The sequence below is a fragment of the Rhodococcus sp. LW-XY12 genome (genome assembly GCF_019317345.1).
Classification (GTDB): Bacteria; Actinomycetota; Actinomycetes; order Mycobacteriales; family Mycobacteriaceae; genus Rhodococcus; species Rhodococcus pyridinivorans.
In genome coordinates this window covers 4,745,273-4,767,735 of sequence record NZ_CP079225.1, presented here as the reverse complement: position 1 = coordinate 4,767,735, position 22,463 = coordinate 4,745,273, and the positions used below count along the sequence as shown (strand labels likewise).

General features: G+C 67.0%; 25 protein-coding genes and 1 pseudogene. 15 read left to right on the top strand and 11 right to left on the bottom strand.

What is annotated here, in order from left to right; genetic code table 11:
• Positions 1–3 precede the first annotated feature (3 nt).
• Positions 4–624 carry a class I SAM-dependent methyltransferase gene (locus KXC42_RS21875; RefSeq protein ID WP_071936047.1) on the bottom strand — a complete coding sequence of 207 codons (621 nt, stop codon included), beginning with the start codon at positions 622–624 and terminating at the stop codon, positions 4–6.
• Between the two features lie 148 nt (positions 625–772).
• Between KXC42_RS21875 and KXC42_RS21870 the strand changes: the two genes are divergently transcribed.
• Positions 773–1,249 (top strand): hypothetical protein, encoded by a 477-nt coding sequence (locus KXC42_RS21870; protein ID WP_083543754.1) that lies wholly within the window; start codon positions 773–775, stop codon positions 1,247–1,249.
• A 1-nt stretch (position 1,250) separates the two neighbouring features.
• Positions 1,251–1,448 (top strand): helix-turn-helix transcriptional regulator, encoded by a 198-nt coding sequence (locus KXC42_RS21865; protein ID WP_060652687.1) that lies wholly within the window; start codon positions 1,251–1,253, stop codon positions 1,446–1,448.
• A 51-nt stretch (positions 1,449–1,499) separates the two neighbouring features.
• On the opposite strand, the gene KXC42_RS21860 is transcribed toward KXC42_RS21865, so the two are convergent.
• The gene (locus tag KXC42_RS21860; protein WP_060652688.1) at positions 1,500–2,339 is read right to left on the bottom strand and encodes a mycofactocin-coupled SDR family oxidoreductase; all 840 of its coding nucleotides are present in this window, start codon (positions 2,337–2,339) and stop codon (positions 1,500–1,502) included.
• 61 nt (positions 2,340–2,400) lie between these two features.
• Positions 2,401–3,684, bottom strand: a pseudogene (locus KXC42_RS21855) (cytochrome P450).
• A gap of 68 nt (positions 3,685–3,752) precedes the next feature.
• Between KXC42_RS21855 and KXC42_RS27830 the strand changes: the two are divergent.
• Positions 3,753–3,965, top strand: coding sequence for a hypothetical protein (locus KXC42_RS27830; RefSeq protein ID WP_219129581.1), 213 nt, complete (start codon positions 3,753–3,755; stop codon positions 3,963–3,965).
• 21 nt (positions 3,966–3,986) lie between these two features.
• On the opposite strand, the gene KXC42_RS21845 is transcribed toward KXC42_RS27830, so the two are convergent.
• The gene (locus tag KXC42_RS21845) at positions 3,987–4,601 is read right to left on the bottom strand and encodes a dihydrofolate reductase family protein (protein WP_219129580.1); all 615 of its coding nucleotides are present in this window, start codon (positions 4,599–4,601) and stop codon (positions 3,987–3,989) included.
• A 131-nt stretch (positions 4,602–4,732) separates the two neighbouring features.
• On the opposite strand from KXC42_RS21845, the gene KXC42_RS21840 reads away from it, so the two are divergent.
• On the top strand, positions 4,733–5,149 hold the full coding sequence (locus KXC42_RS21840) for a VOC family protein (protein ID WP_006554692.1): 417 nt from the start codon (positions 4,733–4,735) through the stop codon (positions 5,147–5,149).
• Here KXC42_RS21840 and KXC42_RS21835 read toward each other — a convergent pair.
• The 3 genes from KXC42_RS21835 to KXC42_RS21825 form a co-directional block, all read right to left on the bottom strand.
• Positions 5,131–6,624, bottom strand: coding sequence for an amino acid permease (locus KXC42_RS21835; protein WP_373922170.1), 1,494 nt, complete (start codon positions 6,622–6,624; stop codon positions 5,131–5,133). The genes KXC42_RS21840 and KXC42_RS21835 overlap by 19 nt on opposite strands.
• Positions 6,617–7,870 (bottom strand): Glu/Leu/Phe/Val dehydrogenase dimerization domain-containing protein, encoded by a 1,254-nt coding sequence (locus KXC42_RS21830; protein ID WP_219129579.1) that lies wholly within the window; start codon positions 7,868–7,870, stop codon positions 6,617–6,619. Before KXC42_RS21830 ends, KXC42_RS21835 begins: the two co-directional genes overlap by 8 nt.
• 141 nt (positions 7,871–8,011) lie before the next feature.
• Positions 8,012–8,521, bottom strand: a complete 510-nt coding sequence (locus KXC42_RS21825; protein WP_006554689.1) for an Lrp/AsnC family transcriptional regulator — start codon at positions 8,519–8,521, stop codon at positions 8,012–8,014.
• A 186-nt stretch (positions 8,522–8,707) separates the two neighbouring features.
• Here KXC42_RS21825 and hppD point away from each other — a divergent pair, with 186 nt between their 5' ends.
• Positions 8,708–9,913 carry a 4-hydroxyphenylpyruvate dioxygenase gene (gene hppD / locus KXC42_RS21820; RefSeq protein WP_006554688.1) on the top strand — a complete coding sequence of 402 codons (1,206 nt, stop codon included), beginning with the start codon at positions 8,708–8,710 and terminating at the stop codon, positions 9,911–9,913.
• Between the two features lie 8 nt (positions 9,914–9,921).
• On the opposite strand, the gene KXC42_RS21815 is transcribed toward hppD, so the two are convergent.
• Positions 9,922–10,362: an SRPBCC family protein gene (locus tag KXC42_RS21815; protein WP_219129578.1), complete on the bottom strand. Its 441-nt coding sequence runs from the start codon at positions 10,360–10,362 to the stop codon at positions 9,922–9,924.
• Between the two features lie 150 nt (positions 10,363–10,512).
• On the opposite strand from KXC42_RS21815, the gene KXC42_RS21810 reads away from it, so the two are divergent.
• From KXC42_RS21810 to KXC42_RS21790, 5 genes are all read left to right on the top strand, one after another.
• The gene (locus KXC42_RS21810; protein WP_024102299.1) at positions 10,513–11,640 is read left to right on the top strand and encodes an NDMA-dependent alcohol dehydrogenase; all 1,128 of its coding nucleotides are present in this window, start codon (positions 10,513–10,515) and stop codon (positions 11,638–11,640) included.
• Between the two features lie 66 nt (positions 11,641–11,706).
• On the top strand, positions 11,707–12,333 hold the full coding sequence (locus KXC42_RS21805; protein ID WP_219129577.1) for a TetR/AcrR family transcriptional regulator: 627 nt from the start codon (positions 11,707–11,709) through the stop codon (positions 12,331–12,333).
• A 94-nt stretch (positions 12,334–12,427) separates the two neighbouring features.
• Positions 12,428–13,639 (top strand): acyl-CoA dehydrogenase family protein, encoded by a 1,212-nt coding sequence (locus KXC42_RS21800; protein WP_071936053.1) that lies wholly within the window; start codon positions 12,428–12,430, stop codon positions 13,637–13,639.
• Positions 13,636–14,664, top strand: a complete 1,029-nt coding sequence (locus KXC42_RS21795; RefSeq protein ID WP_219129576.1) for a phosphotransferase family protein — start codon at positions 13,636–13,638, stop codon at positions 14,662–14,664. The genes KXC42_RS21800 and KXC42_RS21795 overlap by 4 nt, the downstream gene beginning before the upstream one ends.
• Complete coding sequence (locus tag KXC42_RS21790) at positions 14,661–15,395, top strand: SDR family oxidoreductase (protein ID WP_019288270.1); 735 nt, start codon at positions 14,661–14,663, stop codon at positions 15,393–15,395. Before KXC42_RS21795 ends, KXC42_RS21790 begins: the two co-directional genes overlap by 4 nt.
• 4 nt (positions 15,396–15,399) lie before the next feature.
• Here KXC42_RS21790 and KXC42_RS21785 read toward each other — a convergent pair whose 3' ends face one another.
• Positions 15,400–16,779, bottom strand: coding sequence for a cytochrome P450 (locus KXC42_RS21785; protein ID WP_219129575.1), 1,380 nt, complete (start codon positions 16,777–16,779; stop codon positions 15,400–15,402).
• Positions 16,780–16,874: 95 nt separating this feature from the next.
• On the opposite strand from KXC42_RS21785, the gene KXC42_RS21780 reads away from it, so the two are divergent.
• Entirely contained in the window at positions 16,875–17,495 is a 621-nt protein-coding gene (locus KXC42_RS21780; protein ID WP_219129574.1) for a TetR/AcrR family transcriptional regulator, read from the top strand.
• 40 nt (positions 17,496–17,535) lie between these two features.
• Here KXC42_RS21780 and KXC42_RS21775 read toward each other — a convergent pair whose 3' ends face one another.
• The gene (locus KXC42_RS21775) at positions 17,536–18,258 is read right to left on the bottom strand and encodes a ribulose 1,5-bisphosphate carboxylase large subunit (protein WP_071936057.1); all 723 of its coding nucleotides are present in this window, start codon (positions 18,256–18,258) and stop codon (positions 17,536–17,538) included.
• A 108-nt stretch (positions 18,259–18,366) separates the two neighbouring features.
• On the opposite strand from KXC42_RS21775, the gene KXC42_RS21770 reads away from it, so the two are divergent.
• The 4 genes from KXC42_RS21770 to KXC42_RS21755 are packed head-to-tail and all read left to right on the top strand — an operon-like array spanning position 18,367 to position 20,876.
• Positions 18,367–18,897 (top strand): methylated-DNA--[protein]-cysteine S-methyltransferase, encoded by a 531-nt coding sequence (locus tag KXC42_RS21770; RefSeq protein ID WP_006554655.1) that lies wholly within the window; start codon positions 18,367–18,369, stop codon positions 18,895–18,897.
• Complete coding sequence (locus KXC42_RS21765) at positions 18,884–19,399, top strand: RNA polymerase sigma factor (protein ID WP_037215917.1); 516 nt, start codon at positions 18,884–18,886, stop codon at positions 19,397–19,399. The genes KXC42_RS21770 and KXC42_RS21765 overlap by 14 nt, the downstream gene beginning before the upstream one ends.
• A complete protein-coding gene (locus KXC42_RS21760; protein ID WP_071936527.1) occupies positions 19,396–19,983 on the top strand; it encodes a methylated-DNA--[protein]-cysteine S-methyltransferase in 588 nt (195 codons plus the stop codon). The genes KXC42_RS21765 and KXC42_RS21760 overlap by 4 nt, the downstream gene beginning before the upstream one ends.
• Positions 19,980–20,876, top strand: a complete 897-nt coding sequence (locus tag KXC42_RS21755; RefSeq protein WP_219129573.1) for an AlkA N-terminal domain-containing protein — start codon at positions 19,980–19,982, stop codon at positions 20,874–20,876. Before KXC42_RS21760 ends, KXC42_RS21755 begins: the two co-directional genes overlap by 4 nt.
• On the opposite strand, the gene KXC42_RS21750 is transcribed toward KXC42_RS21755, so the two are convergent.
• Positions 20,849–22,414, bottom strand: coding sequence for a bifunctional 3'-5' exonuclease/DNA polymerase (locus tag KXC42_RS21750; protein ID WP_219129572.1), 1,566 nt, complete (start codon positions 22,412–22,414; stop codon positions 20,849–20,851). The genes KXC42_RS21755 and KXC42_RS21750 overlap by 28 nt on opposite strands.
• Positions 22,415–22,463: the final 49 nt, after the last annotated feature.

The following is a 22,463-nucleotide window of genomic DNA, read 5'->3' as shown; positions in this document are numbered from 1 at the left end:
CGATTACCGGGAGGCCTCGGCGACTCCCAGCGACAACGCACCGAAGAACTTCGGCGTCTTCTCCTCGTAGAAGGTGTCGAGTTCGCGGATGTCGAACCCCGCCCCGCGGATGAGGTCGGCGATCCGCCGTGTCAGATGACAGCCACCCGCGACGCGCTTCTGGATCGGTTCGAGCCGGTGCTGCCACCGTCGGACGTTCTCGTCCGGGGCGAGCCCGTGTTCGACGAAGTGCAGGGTGCCGCCCGGTGCGAGGACACGACGTACTTCGCGCAAAGCCGCGTCGGCATCGGGGATGGTGCACAGGGTCCACGTCGACAGTGCGCTGTCGAAGGTGTTGTCCTCGAACGGGAGTGACTGCCCGTCCAGGCCGGATCGTTCGATGCGCACGGGGGAGCCCTCGATGCGCGGACGTGCGAGCTTCCATCCGAGGTCCGCGGGTTCGACGGCGCTGACGGACTCGACGGTGGTGGGGTAGTAGGGAACGTTGAGACCGGATCCGAATCCGATCTCGACGACGCGGCCGCTGAGGCCGGCGCACACTCGTTTGCGGTTCGATTCAGTGAACGACGGTGCACAGGCGATGTTCACCAGTCGCGGTACGACGTGATCGTTGTAGAGGCCCATGGCAGTCCCTTCGCCTCGTGGCGTCTCGATCTGCTCGATCCATCATGACACCTGCCCGGCCGAACGGAACCCCTCGTTTCCGCTGCGCCGAGGAGGCTGTTAAGTTACCTTTACATGTAAAGCACGCTTTACGGTGAAAGGGGCGATGATGGACAGCGGGGGTGCCGGATCGGCGGTGGCGCGGAGCAAATGGGGCAAGGTTCGAGTGGGCACACGGTGGATCGCCGCCGTACCGCCGGCCATCGTCCTCGGCATGGTGGCGGCGGTGGCACTCGGAGTGGTGGGTGCACTACTCGAACTGGTGCCGGAACATCCTGTCGTCTCGGGCATCGCCGTGGCGTTGGCGACCGTGTCTCCGCTGGTCGGTCTGGCATGGGTGCTCCTCGTGGATCGGTCGACTCTCGAAGGTGCAACGGACCGGCCGGAGGATTCGGTCGAGGCGTCCTGGTACGAGAAAGCCGCCTCGGGCGCTTTCACCGACATCCTTCTCGTCACGGGCCTCGGATGCACCGCTCTGGCGTTCGCACCGATCGAGGTCGAGGGCCTGCACGCGCTGATGGCGGTCGTTCTCGTGGCCTTCGCGTCGTTCGGTGTGCGCTACGCCGTGCAGCGTCGGAAGGTCTGAGGTGCGCAACTCGCTCGCGGCCCTGCGCGCGGAGAGCGGATGGTCGCAGCAGAGGCTCGCCGACGAACTCGGCGTCTCGCGGCAGACGATCATCTCGATCGAGAAGGGACGATTCGACCCGTCCCTTCCGTTGGCGTTCCGCATCGCGCGTCTGTTCGGGCGTCGCATCGAGGACATCTTCGTACCCGACGAGGAATAACGGAGTGGCCGAGCGGATTCCCCGACAGAACCCGCTCGGCCACTTGCCCGATCACTTGAGCGTACTACCAGCGTCAACCGTGAGCGTGAGTCCGGTGACGTAACGGGACTCGTCGGATGCCAGGAACAGGACGGCATTACTGATGTCTTCCGGTTCCACCCACCCCACGGGCAGGACGTGCATGAACTGCGTAGCCGCCTTCATGTCCTCCGGACCCGGGTTCTCGAGGTCGGGACGGAACATCTTCATGGCACCCTCGTTCATGAACATCGGTGTGTTCACGTTGGTGGGGTGCACGGTGTTGACCCGGATGGAGTGCTGCCCCAGTTCGACGGCGAAGGTGCGCATCATGCCGACCATCCCGTGCTTCGCGGAGATGTACGGCCCCATGGTGGGGTATGCCTTCAATCCTCCGACCGAGCTCGTCAGGACGATCGATCCACCGTTCCCGCCCGCAATGATGTGCGGCACTCCGGCCTTGATCGACTTCCACACGCCGGACAGGTTGATGTCGAGCATCTCCTGCCAGTCGAACTCGTCCGTCTCGTGCAGCATCGCGCCACCGGTGCCGATGCCGGCGTTGGCGACGATGATGTCGAGACGGCCCAGTTGTTCGACGCCGTTGTCGACGGCGGCCTTCACCGCGTCGAAGTCGCGGACGTCGACTTCGGCCGTGACGATCCGTCGGTTGAGACTCTTGACGGCTTCGACGGTTTCGGCCATGTCTTCCGGGGTGGACGGTTCGATCTGCGCGTTCTCCCGGATCGGGCCGCAGATGTCGAGTGCGATGATGTCGGCACCCTCCTGTGCCAGCCGGATGGCGTGACTGCGCCCCTGTCCGCGTGCGGCTCCGGTGATGAACGCGACCTTGCCTTCGACTCTTCCTGCCATTGAACACCTCTCACTTCGTGCACCGTCCAGTCGGGCGATGCAGAGCCATGGGATTGCCCGGTTACTGCGTGCTGCGGGTGAACTCGATATGCAGATCGACGAGCCCGCGAAGGAGGAAGGTGGGTTCGTAGGCGAACACGCGGTCGTTCTCCGGGCCGTGTGCCTGCTCGCTGAGGCGGATGTCCTCCATCCGATCGAGCAGGCGGTTGAGGGTGACGTGCCCTTCGATGCGTGCGAGCGGTGCACCGGCGCAGGTGTGCAGACCGCGGCCGAATGCGATGTGATCGTGCGAGTTCTTCCGATCGAGCCGGAACTCGTTGGGATCATCGAACTTACGCGGATCACGGTTCGCAGCGGCGAGGCTCAGCATCACGACGGTCCCGGCCGGCACCTCGACGTCGCCGATGGTCGTGGACTTGCGCGCCAGGCGGAAGTCCACCTTCGTGGGGCTGTCGAAGCGCAGCGATTCCTCCATGAACGGTTTGATGAGACTGCGGTCCTCGCGCAGGATCTTCTGGTACTCGGGACGTTCGCATAGGACCCGCAGCGACGAACTGAGGAGTTTCGTCACCGTCTCCTGGCCGGCGGCGAACAGGAAGGTTGCAGGTCGGACGACCTCGAGGAGTTCGGGTATCGAGCCGTCCGGATAGGTCGCTGCGGCCAGACCGCTGAGGATGTCGTTGCGGGGTTCGCGACGCCGGTCGGCGAGATACTTCTCGAAACGTCCGTCGAGGAATTCGAGGGGGTTGATCCCGACGGGTTCGTGATCGAGTGCGCCGACCCGCGTGCCGGGCCGTTCACCTGCGCCGAGTACCCGCCGGAACTCCTCGCGATCCTCTTCCGGCACACCGAGCAGGTCGGTGATCGCCATGGTGGCGAAGGGTTTTGCTTAATCGCCGAGGAACTCGCATCGGCCCTCGCCGACGAATTCGTCGATGACGTCGTCGGCCAGTCCCCAGAGGTACTCCTCGTTCTCCTTCAGTCGTTTCGGGGTGAGGAGTCGTCCGAGCAGCGACCGGGCGCGCGTGTGGTCGGGTGGGTCCATCGTCACCATGTGCTCGAAGATCGGGAACTGGTGACGGTGGGCCTCGATCTGTTCGGTGATGTCGTCGCCTTCGGGTTCGAAGGGCAACGGCGGGAACGGACCTCCGATCGAGTTGACGGCCGACAGTCCCTCGCTGTTCTTGAATCCTTCGACCACCTCCTGATAGCCGGTGACGACCACGACCCCGTAGTGGGGTTCCCGGTACACCGGGTTGCGACTGCGCATGTGGTCGAAGTACTCGAACGGACTCTGGGCGATCTCTCCGTCGGTGAAGTAGTCGGAGGATGCGAGATCGGTCATCGGATCACTGACCTTTCGGGGAGGAGGGGAGGTTCTCGACGATGCCGATGGCCTGCCGAGGACAGGCGGTGGCGGCGGAATATGCCTTGGGCCATAGTCTTTCCGGAGGGTTCTCGTCGCAGGTTGCGATGTCGTCGTCGGAAAGGTCGAGCCTCGTCGGCCGGTGCATCGAGGGGCAGATCGGGATCGCCGAAATCATGCCGACGATCGATCGCACGGTCTACTGGCTGACCACGGGGTACGAGGCTGCGCAACGCGAGGGGCGCGGCCAGGACTCCTGACCGCGCCCCTCGTTGTCGGGGTCACTCGACTTCGGCGAGTCCGTACTCGGGTCGCCCGGCCGGCCGGTACACGGTGATGAGGACACCGGACGAGGTGGTGCGCGATTCGACGAGATCGAACTTCGTGTCGCGACCCCCGACGGGGAACAGCCGCCGCCCCTGACCGAGGACGACCGGGAACGTGATGAGGCGGTACTCGTCGACGAGACCGTGTTCGAAGAGGGTGTGGACCAGACGGATGCTGCCGTGCACCTGCAGTTCCCGTCCCGGCTGCTTCTTCAGTTCCGCGACCGCGGTGGGCACGTCGCCCTCGAGGACCGTCGTGTTCTGCCACTCGGGGGCGGTGAGCGTCGTGGAGGCGACGTACTTCGGGAGGGTGTTGAGTGCACGGGCGACCGGATCGTCGGGATCGGTCGAGTTCGGCCACGACGCAGCGAAGATCTCGTAGGTGTTCCGGCCCAGCAGGAATGCGTCGACCTTCGAGAACACCTCGTCGATGAACTTGCCGGTGTCCTCGTCGAACAGCGGCACCACCCAACCGCCGCGGTCGAAGCCGTCGCTGCGGTCCTCGTCGGGGCCACCCGGTCCCTGGGCCACACCGTCGGCCGATACGAAGGTCGTCACCGTGAGCTTCATCGTCGTCCCCTTTCGAAGGTCGTCGACGAATACCGACCCGGGGAGCGCGAAGAACTCATCGCTTGCATCCCTCCGGCACGGAAGGTATCTCTGGACGCAGCGTCGCGTGTCGATGACGGACTGCGTCAGGCATGGAGGCGCGGGACCACAAGGAGTTCTCCTTGAGTATTGCGTTCAACCACACCATCGTCGCGGCCGACGACAAGCAGCATTCGGCCTACTTCCTCACCACCCTGTTCGGGCTGCCCGATCCGGTGCCCGCCGGGCACTTCCTCGCTGTCGAACTCGCCAACGGCGTCACCCTCGATTTCGCCGAACCGCCACCGGATGTGGAGTATCCGCCGCAGCACTACGCATTCCTGGTGTCGGAGGAGGAGTTCGACGAGATCTACGCCCGGATCCTCGAGCAGAAGATCGAACACTGGGCCGATCCCCGGCAGTCGGCGCACGGCATCAACAGAAACGACGGGGGTCGAGGAACCTACTTCCTCGACCCCGCCGGTCACTTCATGGAGATAATCACGCGTCCCTACGGTTGGCGCTCCTGAACCGTCTCGACCCGAGCCGTCCCGGCCGCAGCGCGTCGCCGTGCCAGCACCGTGCAGGTACCGGCGATCGCTGCGGTCAACGCGCCGGTCGCGAGCAGCTGCGTGCGGGCAGCGGTGTCGAACAGGGCGAGCACCGCGATGCCGGCCAGCAGACCGAGCGTCGCGTACGACAGGTACGGGAAGCCCCACATCTTCAGCGGCAGTGCATCCTCGGTGCCGTTGCGGCGTGCGCGACGACGGAGCACGAGGTGCGAGACCGCGACGAACGTCCACAGCACCAGGATCGTGGAGCCGACGGCGTTGAGCAGCAGCGGCAGCACCCGGTCGGGGTAGAGATAGTTCAGTCCGACCGTGACGAAGCCGAACGCCACCGAGGCGAGCACCGCATTGCGGGGAACGCCGTTGGACGACAGCCGCCCGAAGACGGGGTGCGCCGATCCGCGGTGCGACAGCGAGAAGATCATCCGGGAAGCGCTGAACAGCATCGCGTTGAGCGACGAGAGCAGCGCGACCACGACGATCACGGTCATCACCGCGGCGGCGCCCGGGACGGCCCCGGCCTGCAGCACGGCGACGAACGGACCGGTCGCGAGATCCTCGGAGGTCCACGGCAGGATCGTCACCATCACGAGCACCGACCCGATGTAGAACACGAGGATGCGCCACACCAGGGTGCGCACCGCGCGGCCCACGTTGCGACGGGGATCGGCGGTCTCCGCGGCGGCGATCGCGATGATCTCGGTGCCACCGAACGCGAAGACCACGATGAGCAGGCCGGCGGCGATACCGGCGATACCGGTGGGGGCGAACCCGCCGTGCGCCGTGAGGTTGGAGAAGCCGGTCGTCTCGAAGGTGGGCATCCACCCGGCGATCATCGCGATGCCGATCACCAGGAAGCCGACGATCGCGACGATCTTGATTGCGGCGAAACAGAATTCGACCTCACCGAAGCGGCGGACGCCGACCAGGTTCACGCCCGTCAGCACGACCATGTAGAACAGCGCGGACGCCCACTGGGGGATGCCGGGCAGCGCCACCGCGGTGATCGCGGCGGCGCCGGTGGCCTCCGCGGCGATCACGATGATGACCTGCACCCAGTACAACCACCCGATGGTCCGTCCCGCGACAGGGCCCAGCGCGTTCTCGGTGTGCTCGGAGAACGCACCGCTGGCGGGGTTGGCCGCGGCCATCTCACCCATCATGCGCATCACGAACACGACGAGAACGGCCGCCACCAGGAACGAGATCAGGATCGCCGGGCCGGCGACGGCGATACCCGCCCCCGACCCGACGAACAGGCCGGCCCCGATGGCGCCACCGAGGCTCATCATGACGAGCTGGCGGGGCCGCATGGCACGATGCAGGCCGGCGGTGCTCTGGGTGCCGGTCGTCGTCCCGGCGGTGCTCTGGGTGCCGGTCGTCGTCCCGGCGGTGCTCTGGGTGCCGGTCGTCGCCGTGGCCAGGGTGTCAGTCATCAATGCGCTCCCCGGCCGGGACCAGCTGGTCCAGCGCGATCTCGAAGGCGGTCGCGGCGAGCCCGGTGAGCTCGGTCGACCGGTCGTGGCAGCGGCGCAGTGCCGTCTCGATGGTGGTGGACACATCGCCGAAGATGGCGGCGTCAGAGACCTCCACGTCGCCCTCCATGAGCTGGGCGAAGGCCCGGGCCATACCGCAGTTGGCGATGAAGTCGGGGATCACGGCGACGGACTTGTCGGCGTGCTCGTAGGTGGGGCCGTAGAAGATCTCGTCGTCGGCGAACGGAACGTTGGCGCCGGAAGCGATCGACTCGAGTCCCGCGGCGACCATGCGGTCGACCTGCTCGCGGGTGACGAGGCGGCTCGCGGCGCAGGGGAGGAAGATCTCGGCTCCGAGATCCCAGATGCGGGCGTTCACCTCGTCGAAGGGGATCATGCGGTCGCTGTGCAGGGCGTTACCGTCGCGCTCGAGCAGCAGGGTGCGGACCTCGTCGAAGGAGAGACCCTCGGGTGCGAGGATGCCGCCGTCGCGGTCGATGATGCCCACGATCGAGGCGCCGGCCTGAGCGAGATAGTAGGCAGCAGCGGCGCCGACGTTGCCCCAGCCCTGCACCACGACGCGTTTGCCGGCGAGGTCGGTGCCCCGATAGACGAGCTGGTGGTGACGGACCGACTCGGCGACGCCGTAGCCGGTGATCAGATCGGCGACAGTGTATTTCGTGCTGGTGGCAGGGGTGAACCGCGCGTCCTCGACAACCTTCGCGACGCCGAGTCGCAGCTGGCCCACCCGCTGGATGCGCTGGCGCTCGTCCTTGCCGAAGTGTCCGTTGACGACACCTTCCTGCGGGTGCCACAAGCCGTTGGACTCGGTGAGGGGAACGACCTCGTTCATCTCGTCGACGTTGAGGTCGCCGCCGGTGCCGTAGTAGGCACGCAGCAGGGGAGTGACGGCCGCGAACCAGCGGCGCAGCACGCCTTCCTTGCGGGGGTCGGACGGATCGAAATCGATGCCGGACTTGGCACCGCCGATCGCAGGTCCGGAGACGGTGAACTTGATCTCCATGGTCTTCGCCAGCGACTCGACCTCGCGCCGGTTGAGGCCGCGGCGCATGCGGGTGCCGCCGCCGGCCGCGCCGCCCCGCAGCGAGTTGATGACGACCCAGCCCCGGGCGGTGGTCTCGGTGTCGTGCCACTCGAAGACGATCTCGGGGGCCTTTTCTTCGAATCGCGTCAGCAGGTTCTTCATGGCGAAAGACTGTGACGGCAGTAACAAATGCTGCGCAACTGTGCTTCATCGAACTGTGCAGCGTGCGGAGGGTCCGGATGCCCGAAGCGCTTTTTTCTGTGCAATCCGACTAGTCGGAGACGGATTGTGGACGTGATCGGTTCAGCGGCGGTAGGCCGGTGCCTTCGCGGATCGTTCCGGCTCGAGGGTGCGGAGCAGCGGCATCGCCCGGTAGTGCACCACTTCCGACAGCACCATCACACTCGTGGACCGCGCGACGATCGAGGAGCGGTTCAGCTCGATGAGGGTCTGTTGGAGACCGAGGTGTGATTCGGCTCCGATGCGGCACAGGACGTCGCCCGCGCCGGTGGTGGCGAACGCCTCGAGGACACCGGGGATGCCTTCGAGGACCTCGGTGACGTCTTCGAGGGCGCCCTGCACGATCTCCATCGTCACGAACGCTTGCACTTCGAAACCTGCTGCGGCGAGGTTGATCCGGGGTTCGTAACCGGCGATGACCCCGGTGTCCTCGAGGCGTCGCAGGCGGGCCGAGACGGTGGCGCGCGCGACCTTCAATCGACGGGACAACTCGAGCGCGCCGATCTTCGGGTCGGCGTGCAGGGCCTCGAGGAGGGCGAAATCCAATTCGTCCAGCTGCACAGGCTCGCGCATCGCGGTTCCTTCCCATCGAGCGCCGAAAACTAGTCCGATTGTATAGGTGAGTGTGCAGATTCCGGCGAATTCCAGTCAGTCGGGCCAGTTGCCGAAGGCGACGTTGCGTCGCACCGACGGGTGGGTTTCTCCTGGTGACACACGACACAACGACTGTGCCGCAGTGAGCGGCAGGAGGTTGCAGCGATGACTCTGGAATACACCCTGACCGACAGCGAACGACTCGCTCAGCTCGACGCCGAGGAGCTCCGGCGCCTGGTCGGTCTCGTGGAGTACGACAGCGAACGGGATCCCTTCCCCGTCAGCGGCTGGGACGCCGTGGTGTGGGTGGTCGGAAACGCCACGCAGACGGCGCACTACTACCAGTCCGCCTACGGCATGGAACTCATCGCCTATTCCGGACCCACCACCGGTAACCGCGACCATCACGCCTACGTACTGCGCAGCGGCGCCGTGCGATTCGTGATCAAGGGTGCGGTGGATCCGGACAGCCCGCTGATCGAGCACCACCGCCTCCACGGTGACGGCGTCGTCGACATCGCGCTCCAGGTTCCGGACGTCGACAAGTGCATCGAGCACGCCCGCAAGCAGGGGGCGACCGTCCTCGAGGAACCCTACGAGATCAGCGACGAGAACGGCACCGTCCGCATCGGCGCCATCGCGACCTACGGCGACACGCGGCACACGCTCGTCGACCGGTCGCGCTACAACGGCCCGTACCTGCCCGGCTACATCGAGCGCACCTCGACCTACCGCAAGCGTGAGGGTGCGCCCAAGCGCATCTTCCAGGCGCTCGACCACGTCGTCGGCAACGTCGAACTCGGGCGCATGGACGAGTGGGTCGACTTCTACAACCGCGTCATGGGTTTCACGAACATGGCGGAGTTCATCGGCGACGACATCGCCACCGACTACTCGGCGCTCATGAGCAAGGTGGTGTGCAACGGCAACCACCGCGTGAAGTTCCCGCTCAACGAGCCCGCCATCGCGAAGAAGCGTTCGCAGATCGACGAGTACCTCGACTTCTACCGCGGACCGGGTGCACAGCACCTCGCGCTGGCCACCAACGACATCCTCACGGCGGTCGACCAGTTGCGCGAGGAGGGCGTCGAGTTCCTCGCGACTCCCGATGCGTACTACGACGATCCGGAGCTGCGCGCCCGTATCGGTGAGGTCCGGGTGCCGATCGAGGAGCTGAAGAAGCGGGGCATCCTGGTCGACCGCGACGAGGACGGCTACCTGCTGCAGATCTTCACCAAGCCCGTCGGCGACCGCCCGACCGTGTTCTTCGAGCTGATCGAGCGCCACGGCTCGCTCGGCTTCGGCAAGGGCAACTTCAAGGCGCTGTTCGAGGCGATCGAGCGGGAGCAGGCCGCGCGCGGCAATTTCTGAGTCCGGTCCTAGACGAGCTGACCGAGCCGCGTGCGCAACGCGTGCTCGGTCTGCCGGATCGCCGTTCCCACAATCGGTTCGATAAGCATGCCGAGTGTGCGGCCGGCGATCCCGCCGGGCAGTCGGTAGCCGAAGTCGACGTCGAGCCGCGTCGCGTCGCCGAGGTCCGTGAAGGTCCATGACGACGCGGCGCGGAATCCGGCGATCGAGTCGAGGACGATCACGCGATTGCGTTCCCATTCGACGACTTCCACGCGCGAGTCGAGATCCTTGGGGCCGATCCGCATGGTCGAGTCGTAGATGGCACCGAGGCCGGAGACCTGCTCGCTCACGGGTTGGAAGCGGTCCACCCCGAACATCCAGTCGGGGACGTTCCGGTAGTCGTCGACGTAGGTGAACGCGAGGTCGATAGGGATGTCTGCGACGGCGCTGTGGCGGACGTGAATCATGGCTGGAGCCCTTCACGAGAAGTTGTCTGTTACCGAATGTAGCGGGTAACTGCCCGCTGTGGAAGAGGTCCGAACCCGTTGCTCTAACGTCCGATAAGTGTTTGAATGCCGTGACGCACATCACACACACTTTCGGTTCAGGAGGCTCGGGTGAAGACGAAGGCAGCAGTCGTCAAGGGAATCAACCAGCCGTGGGAGATCGAGGAGATCGATCTCGGCGATCCCGTCGCAGGTGAGGTGCAGATCCGCCTCGCGGCCTCGGGTCTGTGCCATTCCGACGAGCATCTGCGCTCGGGGGCGACACCGCTTCCGTCCTTCCCGGTCCTCGGTGGTCACGAGGGCGCGGGTGTGGTCACCAAGGTGGGTCCGGGAGTGCGGGGTCTCGAGGAGGGCGACCACGTCGTCCTCGCGTTCATCCCCGCCTGCGGCCGCTGTCGGGCCTGCGCCAAGGGCATGCAGAACATCTGCGACGAGGGTGCCGGCCTGCTCACCGGTCAGGCGATCTCCGACAAGACCTACCGCGCGACGCTGAACGGCGACCCGGTGCTGCAGATGTGCCTGCTCGGCACGTTCGCGCCGTACGTCACGGTCAACGAGGCGTCGGTCATCAAGATCGAGAAGGACATCCCGCTCGAGAAGGCGGCCCTGCTCGGGTGCGGTGTCGCGACCGGCTGGGGTTCGGCCACCGAGATCGGCGGCACTAAGCTCGGCGACACCGTGGTCGTCATCGGTGTCGGCGGTGTCGGCATCAACTCCGTCCAGGGAGCGGCGCACGCCGGGGCGCGGTTCGTCGTCGCGATCGACCCGGTCGAGTTCAAGCGGCAGAAGGCCAAGGAGTTCGGCGCGACGCATGTCTTCGCGTCGATCGAGGAGGCCGCACCGGTGATCGGTGAGATCACGTGGGGTCAGATGGCCAACGTCACCGTCATCACCGTCGGCGAGATCACCGGCGACATCATCGGCCCCGCACTGGGTCTCACCGCCAAGGGTGGCCAGGTCGTGGTCGTCGGCATGGGTCACGCCACCGACTCGCAGGTGACGATGAGCCTGTTCGAGCTGACGCTGCTGCAGAAGCGTCTGCAGGGGGCCATCTTCGGTGGCACCGGCCCGCGCTCGCAGATCCCCAAGTTGCTCGAGCTGTACCGGAACGGGCAGCTCGACCTCGACAACCTCATCACCAAGACCTACAAGCTCGAGGACATCAACGAGGGCTACGCCGACATGCACGCCGGCAAGAACCTCCGCGGTCTCGTTCTCTACGGCGAGGACGACTACTGATCCTGCGAGCGACAACCGATCCTGCGAGCGCCGACGTCGCCGGAACCGTCCCTTACGGTGTTGAGCATGGACACGCGTGAGGATTCGGTTTCCGGCGACGTCGGCTCTTGGCGGGACTACGGCCCGACCGACCTGCCCAAGCCGCTCGCCGCTGCGCTCGAGGCGTTCGCCGAACGCGGCTACGACGGCACGTCCATCCGCGAGGTCGCGTCGCGGTCCGGTCTGTCGGTGCCGGGTCTGTACCACCACTACCCCTCGAAGCAGGCGCTGCTCGTCTCGCTCACGACCACCGTGCTGCACGACCTGCTCGCCCGCAGCCGGCAGGCGATCGATGAAGCCGGACCAACCCCCTCCGAGAAGTTCGACTCCGTCGTCGAGTCGCTGCTGCGCTTCCATATGTTCCGCCGCGATCAGGCGTTCGTGGCGTCGACCGAGATGCGCAGCATGGAACCCGAGGCCCGCCGTGCATTCGTCGCCCTGCGCGACGAGCAGCAGTGCATGATCGACGAGATCGTCGAGGCCGGTGTCGCCGACGGCACCTTTTCCACGCCCTATCCGAAGGACGCCAGTCGCGCCGTGACGACGATGTGCGTCGCGGTGGCGAGCTGGTACCGGCCGGACGGTTCGCTGTCGCCGGACGAGATCGTGCACCGCTACCTGCAGGTCGCGCGGAACGCGGTCGGAGCGAGGTAGCCGAGCACCCCGTCCGGGCTTGACCCGATGGCGGGGGATATGCCACCGTGAACTCGACCGAGCGATCGATCGGTCGGTATGGAAGGAGCTCAGCATGGCGGTCGACCTGTCCTACTCGGACCACGTCCGGGACCTCATCGCGCGGACCGAGCAGTTCATCCGCGACGAGGTGCTTCCCGTCGAGGACACCCACGGTGGCGACATCACCGCAGCCGGTGGCGACGCGATCCGGGCGGATCTGCAGAAGGCCGCCAAGGCTGCCGGTGTCTTCGCTCCGCACGCGCCCGTCGAATACGGCGGCCACGGCCTGGACATGTCCGACCGCGCCCCGGTCTTCGAGGCCGCGGGCTACTCGCTCTTCGGCCCCACCGCGCTCAACATCGCCGCCCCCGACGAAGGCAACGTGCACATGCTCGCGCACATCGCCAGCGACGAGCAGAAGCAGCAGTTCCTCGCGCCCCTCGCCGCCGGCGACGTGCGCTCGGCCTTCGCGATGACCGAGCCCGCCCCCGGTGCCGGCGCCGATCCCAACGCTCTGAACACGCGCGCCGAGAAGGTCTCCGGTGGCTGGAAGATCAACGGCCGCAAGCACTTCATCACCGGTGCCGACGGTGCCGGATTCTTCATCATCATGGCCCGCACCTCGGGTGAACCCGGCCAGCGCGGCGGCGCCACGATGTTCCTCGCGCCCGCCGACACCGCGGGCCTGAAGGTCGGCCGCCACATCAACACTCTCGACCGCTCCATGATCGGTGGTCACTGCGAGGTCGACTTCGAGGACCTGTTCGTCCCCGACTCCGCCGTGCTCGGCGAGGTCGATCAGGGCTTCGCCTACGCGCAGGTGCGCCTCGGCCCTGCCCGCATGACGCACGTGATGCGCTGGCTCGGCGCCGCCCGCCGCGGTCACGACACCGCCGTCCGCTACGTCGCGGAGCGTGAAGGATTCGGCTCCCGCCTCGGCGATCTCGGCATGATCCAGAAGATGATCGCCGACAACGAGATCGACATCGCCGCGACCCGCGCGCTGCTCGTGCAGGCGTGCTGGGAACTCGACCAGGGTTCGCACGCGTCGAACGCCACGTCGATCGCCAAGACCTTCGCCGCCGAGGCGATCTTCCGCATCGTCGACCGCTCCGCTCAGATGTGCGGCGGTCTCGGTGTCTCCGAGGACCTTCCGATCGCACGCCTCACCCGCGAGGTCCGGCCGTTCCGCGTGTACGACGGCCCGTCCGAGGTTCACCGCTGGGCCATCGCCAAGCGTGCCGTCGGCGCCGTCCGCAAGGCAGCCCGCGAGGCCGCGAAATGACCGCAGTGCACGAGGGACTCGACCTCGCCGTCCTCGAGCGCTTCCTCGCCGATTGCGGTGTGACCGTTCAGGGTGAACTCCGGGCGGAGCTCATCTCGGGCGGCAAGTCCAACCTCACCTACGGGCTGCGCGACGAGAAGTCCCACTGGGTCCTGCGTCGCCCTCCGACCACGGGTCTGACCCCGTCGGCGCACGACGTCGCCCGAGAGTTCCGCATCACGTCGGCGCTGAAGGGCACCGGTGTGCCGGTCGCGCCCACCGTCGTCCAGTGCGAGGATGACTCGGTGATGGGTGCGCCGTTCACCGTCGTCGAGTTCGTCGACGGACGTGTGGTGCGCAGCAAGGCCGACCTCGATGCGCTCGGTGACGACGAGATCGACCGCTGCGTCGGTGAACTCGTGCGCATCATCGCCGAGTTGCACAACGTCGACTTCGAGGCCGTCGGTCTCGGGGGACTGGGCCGGCCGGACGGCTACGTGACCCGGCAGGTGAAGCTGTGGGCGAGCCAGTGGGGGCGCGTGAAGACCCGCGAACTTCCGGACCTCGAACGGCTGCACGCCGCGCTCGCCGAGTCGATTCCGGAATCACCCGCTCCGTCGATCGTGCACGGCGACTACCGCATCGACAACACCATCCTGGACCCGGCCGATCCGACATGCGTCGTCGCCGTGGTGGACTGGGAACTGTCCACCCTCGGCGACCCGCTCACCGATCTCGCCATGATGTGCGCGTACCGGCATCCGGCCCTTGACGACATCCTGGGATTCCCGGCGGCATGGTCGAGCGACCGCCTGCCGGCAGCGGACGATCTGGTGCAGCGCTACGCCACGGCGTCGGGTCGCGACATCGCCGACTGGAACTTCTACATGGGTCTGGCCTACCTCAAGCTCGCCGTGATCGCCGAGGGCATCAACCATCGGTGGCGTGCCGGGGCGACCGTCGGCGACGGTTTCGACTGTGCCGGTGAAGCCGTGCCGGACCTGGTGGCAGCAGGACTCGCAGCACTGAAGGGAGCCCACGCGTGACCAGCGCGCTCGTGACCGGAGCATCGAGGGGAATCGGCCTCGGTATCGCAACCCGTCTCGCCGAACGCGGCTATTCACTGACGATCAGCGCCCGCGGAGCGGAACGCCTCGAGAGCGTCGCCGAGCGTCTGCTGGAGGCGGGTGCCAAGGAGGTACGCGCCGTCGCAGCCGATCTCGCTGATCCGGAAGCCACCGCACGCGTCGTGGAGACGCACCGCGAAGCGTTCGGTTCCATGAAGGCTCTGATCCTCAATGCCGGTGTCGGCACGGCAGGTCCGATCGCCGAGTTCCCGGCCCGGCGGTTCGACAAGACGGTCGCCGTGAACCTCAACGCCCCGTTCGCGCTCATCCAGGCGTCGCTGCCGTTGCTGCGCACCGAGGCGGAGAACGATCCAGCCCGCGGATCGAAGATCGTTGCGCTCTCGTCGATCACAGGTGTCTACGCCGAGGCCGGTCTCGCCGCCTATGGTGCAACGAAGGCCGCGTTGATCTCGCTGGTGGAGACGCTCAACGCCGAGGAGTCCGGCAACGGCATCTCGGCATCGGCGCTCGCCCCTGCCTACGTCGACACCGACATGTCCGACTGGATCAAGGACAAGATCCCGGCCGAGTCCATGATCGAGGTGAACGACGTCGTCGAGATCGTCGACGCGCTGCTCGAGCTGTCATCGCGGGCGGTGGTGCCCAAGCTCGTGCTCAGCCGCGCGGGCGCAGGTCTCTACACGGCCTGATTGTCTATACGGCCTGACGATCGGGGTCGGTCGACCGCAGTCGCAGGTCGACCGGCTGTCCGTCCGACGGGAACGGCAACGACGTGAAGTCGAGCGGGGCGACGTAGCCGGGGTCGACGTGCCACTCGAAGCGCAGCAGCAGTTGGTGGACGATCGCTTTGACCTCGACCCCGGCGAAGTGCATGCCGAGGCATTTGTGCACGCCCCCACCGAACGGCTCCCACGCATAGCGGTGCACCTTGTCCTCGCGTCGATGCTCCGCGAAGCGTTCGGGATCGAAACGTTCGGGCTCCGGCCAGTATTCCGCCATGTGGTGCGTGAAGTGCGGTGCCACGGAGGCATACGTACCGGCCGGCACGAAGTATCCCCGGACCTCGGTGTCGCGCACGGCCCGTCGCGCCAGGACCGGGACCGGGGAGACCAGCCGGAGGCATTCCTTCATCACCAGATCGAGGCTGCCGAGCGCGTCGAGATCGGCGTGACTCGGTGCGGCGGTGCCCAGCGCGAGCGACTCGGCCCGGCACCGGTCCTGCCACTGCGGGTGTTGCCCGAGATGCTGCATCATCGTGGAGATCGTGATGGTCGACGTGTCGTGCGCGGCCATCAGCAGGAAGATCATGTGATCGACGATCTCGTCGTCGCTGAACCGTTGTCCCGCTTCGGATTCGATGTGGCACAACACGGAGAAGAGGTCGTCCGTCTCGCGCGAGCGTCGTGCCGGTAGATAGTGCCGGAAGAAGTCCTCGAGCACTCGGCGTCCGTCGAGTCCGCGTTTCCATCTGGTGCCGGGGACGGGATACCGCACGATCGAGGTCGCAGCCTGCACACAGTCGATGAATGCCTTCTTCACCACTTCGATCTCGGCCGGCGTGGAGTCCTCGGCGCCGCCCATGAAGATGTCGGTGGCAAGATCGAGCGTGAGTGTCTTCAGTGCCGTGTAGGCGCGGAATCCGTCGCTGGGAACCCACCTGTCGAGCTTCTGGGCGATCGACGGATTCATGGCATCGACGGTCTTCTCGAGGCGTGATCGGGTGAACGCCTGCTGCATGATGCGGCGGTGTCGGAGATGTTCCTCCGAGTCGAGGAGCATGAGGCCACCGTGGAAGAACGGCCCGATCAGTGCCGACCAGCCGTCGCCGTTGGCGAAGGCCCGGTCCTTGTTCTGCAGCACCTCCTGGCAGGCGTCGGGTCCGAGAACCGAGATCCAGCGTCGACCGGCCGCAGAGAAACAGGAGACCTCGCCGTATCGGTCCCAGTGCTTCTGCATCATCGCGAGTGGATCGCGGATGTATTCGAGGACGTGCCCGATACCGGGTATTCCCGATCGTCCCGGGACCGGGCGCAGATGGGAGTGGGCGGGGGGAGCCGCCAGGATCCGGGTCACGACGAGCCTCCAGTTCTGCGAATATCTGACAGGAGACCCTGTCAGATTGGGGTGTAGTCTGCGTCACATCGGTCCGGTCTGTCAAGATCGGTCCCATGACTTCCCCCGCGCCCCGCCGCTATGCCGGTCTGAGCGGCGAACAGCGTGTCGCGCTGCGGCGCGAAGCCCTGCTCGAAGCAGGACTGGAACTGTTCGCGGCGTCGGGGAAGAGCGGCGCCACCATGACCGCCATGTGCGCCCACGCCAAGCTGACGGAGCGGTATTTCTACGAGAGTTTCACCAGCAGGGACGATCTGCTGCAGCAGGTCCTCGACAAGATCGCCGACGAGGTGCGCGAGGCCGTACTCGCCGCGCTCCGCACCGGCACGGGCACACTCGAAGACCTCGTGCGGAACGCCATCGCGTCGTTCGTCGCGATCCTCACCGACGACCCGCGCAAGGGCCGGGTCTCACTCATCGAGTCCGCCGGCTTCGAACCCCTGCGCACCCACAGACGAGCGTCGCTACGGAGTTTCGCCCAGATGGTCGCCGACGAAGCGACCCGCATGTACGGCGACCGGGCGTGGCCGCCCGAACGGGGCGAGATCAACGGACTGCTGTTCGTCGGGGGTCTGGCCGAACTGGTCACCGCGTGGTTGAACGACGAGATCGCCATCTCGCCCGACGAGATCGTCGACGTGGCGACGCACCAGTTCCTCTCCACGGCCCATCAGTAGAGCCGTCCGGGGCGGTCAATCATCACCGACCGCGGTGCGGTCAATCATCACCGTTGGTTTCCTTCTCCTCGCCGCGTCGGCGCAGGAAGTTGAACCCGGGCACGCCCACGATGGCCTGGCGGACGTCCTTGGCGACGAGGAGCAGTTCGTGGATCTCGGGGGAGACGGTGTCGAGTGTCGCCATGATGGGCAGGACCGCGTCGACCCGCTCGGTGATCTCGGGGAGCCGGTCGATGAGCTTGATCGCGGCGCGCAGTTCTTTTGGTGAGAACTCCTCGACGAACTGGGTGGCGAGGGGAGCGGCACGTTCGGCGAGGGGTTTGTAGGTCTCGAGCAGTTCCCCGGCGGCGTCGGAGCTGCGGCCGGCGGACTCGACGACGATCCGCGCGTCGGCCGCGACCACCGTCGCGTCGCGCACGACCCCGCCCGTCGAGTCGATGATCTCTGTGGCGCGCGTGACCGCATCGGCGGCTTCCTCCACCACACCGATGGTCGAGGCGATCACCTGCGTGGCCTGCGCGACGGCCACCGACGCTCCCTCGACGATGTCGGTGGCGTCGGTGACCACGCTGTCGATGCGGCGGATCAGCGATTCGACCGAGTCGATGAGCGATTCGGCCTCGTTGAGCAGGCCTTCCACCCGCGTCGGGAGCGACAGTGCGAACTCGGCGGTCTCGCGGGTGCGTCCGAGCACGGTCCGGGTGACGTCGACGATGGAACCGGCGACCGAGACTCCGAGCGCGGGCACAGGCAGCGAGATCATGTCGTCATAGTGCAGTACGTCCGATCGTCGTGATCGCGGACCTCACATTTTCGGCGTCCCGTTCGTCTACCCGGTACAGAGCACACACCGGATGGAAGGATCGAGGCCGTGACCGCATTGCGCACCCACACCGTGATCGACACACCGATCGGCGAGTTGACGTTGGTGAACACCGACGGCGTCCTGAGCGGCGTGTACATGGCCGAGCATCACCCCGCGCCCGACCGCGCCGGTTTCGGCGAGCAGGTCACCGGGGGGTTCGACGAGGCGATCACCCAGTTCGATGAGTACTTCGCGGGTCGCCGTACCCGGTTCACCGTCCCCATCGCTCCCGTCGGCACCCCGTTCCAACGCGAGGTGTGGGAGGCGCTGATGACGATCGAGTACGGCACCACGCGCACCTACTCGGAGATTGCACTCGCCCTCGGCCGGCCCACTGCGGTACGGGCGGTCGCTGCGGCCAATGCCCGCAACCCGCTGTGCATCATCGTGCCGTGCCATCGCGTCATCGGTAGCAGCGGCAAGCTCACCGGTTACGCCGGTGGTCTCGAGCGCAAACGCTTCCTGCTCGACCAGGAGGCACGGGTGCTGAGTTCCGCCGAGCCCGATGTCGCCGGCGATACCCATGTCCCTGCCTGATCACCTACCGCGGGCGAGCCTGCCTCCTTTCGAGGAGGTGGTCACCCGCCACGGCGCGACGGTCCTCCGGGTCTGCCGCGCACTGCTCGGACCGGTCGACGCCGACGACGCCTGGTCCGAGACCTTCCTCGCGGCGTTGCGCGCCTATCCCGACCTGCCACCGGGCAGCAACATCGAAGCGTGGCTCGTGACCATCGCGCACCGCAAGGCCGTCGACATCCACCGGGTGCGCGGGCGGACGCCGGTGCCCACCGAGAACCTTCCCGAACCCGCGTCGGCCACGGGAAACCCCGGTGAGGGCGACGACGAACTGTGGAGCGCGGTCGCCGAACTTCCCTTCACGCAGCGTGCGGCGCTGGTCTACCACTATGTCGGAGGCCTGCCCTATGCGGAGATAGGCACGATCCTCGGCAACAGCCCGGCCGCGGCACGTCGCGCGGCGGCCGACGGTCGGGTTGCGTTGCGTCGTCGGATCGAACACGGAACAGGGTGTCGCTCATGAACTTTCCACAACCCTCGGTCGGATCGGCCGATCTCGCGTGGTTGCGGGAGAAGCTCGTACTCGATGCCGAGGCGGCCGGGTTGCTCGATGTCGCGTTCCGCGTCGTCGACACCCCCGTCGGTCCGCTCCTGCTGGCCACCACCCCCGTCGGACTCGTGCGGGTCGCCTACGTCGCCGACGGATCCGACGCCGTGCTCGACGAACTCTCCCGCCGGATCAGCCCGCGCGTGCTCGACGCGCCGCGGCGACTCGACCCGGTGGTCCGGCAACTCGACGAGTACTTCGCCGGTACGAGGACACATTTCGACGTTCCGCTCGATTTGCGTCTCGCCGACGGATTCCGTCGTGAAGTGATCACGCGTCTGCCCGAGATCGAATACGGGCGCACGGCGAGCTATGCCGAGATCGCCGCCGCGGCCGGGAGCCCGCGCGCGGTGCGGGCGGTCGGTACGGCGTGCGCGAAGAACCCGCTGCCCGTGGTGGTGCCGTGCCATCGGGTGGTGCGCAGCGACGGCAGCATGGGGCAGTACGTCGGGGGAGTCGAGGCGAAGAGGGCGCTGCTGCAACTCGAGTCGGTGGCATGATCACCACTCTCCGGATCCCGGTGGCCGAACCCGTTGCGGTGGGGCCGATGCTCGCGTCGCTGCGATGCCACACCGTCCCCGGCTGTGAACACCACAACAGCGCTACCGGCACCCATCACCGCGCGATCCGCACGAACGGCGGCGCCGCGCACGTCGCCGTCCGCTTCGCCGACCTTGCGACACCCGACGACGGGAGACACGGGGATGTGCGACATCTCGAGGTTCATGTCGAGACCGCAGGTCGCGCGGATGTCGAGGAGATCGAAGAGAGGGTCCGGAAGTGGCTCGATCTCGGCGTCGACCCGTCCGTCGTGGATGCGGCATTCGAGCCCGATCCCGTGCTCGGGCCTCTTGTGCAGACCCACCCCGGTCTGCGCGTGCTCGGCACCACCGACTGGTTCGCCACCGCCGTGTCGACAGTGCTCGGACAGCAGGTGAGTGTGGCTGCGGCATGCACATTCGCAGGACGACTCGTCGCAGCCTTCGGCGACGGTGCACCCGGTGGGTTGCGATGCTTCCCTACGCCGCACCGACTCGCGACGGTCGAGCAGAGCGAGCTGCGTGCCGTCATCGGCACGACGCAGTCGCGCGCCCGCACCGTCGCCGAACTGGCCCGGGCCGCAGCCGACGGGGTGGCGCCGGAGCATCTGTCGTTCGCGGCAGACCTTCTCGCGCTTCCCGGGATCGGACCGTGGACCGTCGACTATCTCGCTCTACGACTCGGCGACCGCGACGCGTATCCGTCCGGCGACCTCGTTCTCCGACGAGCCCTGCAGGTGGAGAGTGCGCGCGAAGCCGCCGAGCGCGCCGAACAATGGCGGCCGTGGCGGGCTTACGCCGTCATGCATCTGTGGACACACGCCACCTACTCGCCGCCCGTATCCTCGGCGTAGACGCTGCGCACGGCGGTGTCCATCGGGAAACGAACCTGCGTGTCGCCGAACATCAGGCGCGTCGCCACCTCGACCGACGCCGTGATGTGCGACGACGCGAGTTCCGGGTTGCCGGTGTGCACCACCACCTCGTCGTGCTGGAAGAACACGAGATCGCCGGCCGTCGGGTCGGGATCGGTGGTCAGCCGCCGTCGCAGTTCCGCAAGCACGCACAGCGCCCACTCGGCCGCGGTGGCCTGCACGACGAAGTTCCGCGTGAACCGGCCCCGCGCATGCGCATCACCGTGGGAGTGGAAGCCTTCCGGAGCGGGTGGGCACGCACGGCCCAGCCACGAATGCACCACCTCGCCACGTTCACCCGCACGGGCGGCACGTTCGACGAAGTCGACGGCGGTCGGGAAGCTGCGACGCAGCACCGTCAGCAGGGCACGCGCGTCGCCCGACGTGGCGCCGTACAGTACGCCGAGCACCGCGACCTTCGCCTTCGCGCGGTCGCCGCCGAAGGACGCCGCGGCGACCGGGGCGTACAGATCGTCCGAACCGGCCGCCGCGACCATGCGCCGATCGCCCGACATCGCCGCCAGGATGCGCGGTTCGAGCTGGCCCGCGTCGGCGACGACGAACGACCGGCCCGGATCGGCGATCACGCTCGACCGCAGTGCCTTGGGGATCTGCAGAGCGCCACCGCCGCGACTCGCCCACCGGCCCGATACGACCGCGCCGGGAACATAGACCGGACGGAACCGGTCGTCGCGGACCCAGGTGTCGAGCCAGTGCCAGCCGTTCGTGCTGTACAACTTCGACAGCTCGCGGTGCCGCAGCAACAGAGGCACCGCGGGATGGTCGATCCGCTGCAGCACATGCTTGCGGGTCGACTCGACGGTGATGCCCTCGCGACGGAACGCCTCGAGCACCTCGCTGTGGGAGGCGGGATTCACGGGGCGGCCGAAGACCGCGCTGACCTCCTCGACCACTTCGGCGATACGGCTCGGCAGGTCGTAGCCGGTCGGGCGCGGCCCGAGGGTGTCCTCGAGGAGGCGACGATGCGCTTGCGCCGAGAACGGCAACCCGTCGAAACCCATCTCGGCCGCTGCGAGAGTGCCGGCCGATTCGGCGGCGGTGAGCAACTCGAGGCGGGCGTCGCCGGAGATGCGGCGACGTTGCTCGGCGAACTGCTCGACCACCGCCTCGACGTCGATCGCGGGAGCCGCATCGAAGAGGCCGGGCCGCTCGTCGACCGGCTCCTCCGCAGTGGGCGGGGGCAGGCCCTCGCGTACGGCAAGGATGGTGCCGGTGGTGGCGAGATCGTGGCATCGCTGCACCCGAACATCGGCGCGGAGCAGCTCGGGATAGACCGATGCCGTCGAGGTCCACACCCAGCGCGGTCGCGATTCGGCTTCGATCGCAGCGACTGCATCCGCGAATCCGGGGTACTCCCGCACCGAACCGAGCGGCGCACCGAATGCGTCGACCTCGACGATGCTTGCACCGCGACGGCCCCGGCCGTCCGCAGGATGAGGAACGACGACCGTGCGCACCCATACAGTGTGCTCCATCACGGCGACAGACCCCGACGCGCGGTGACCC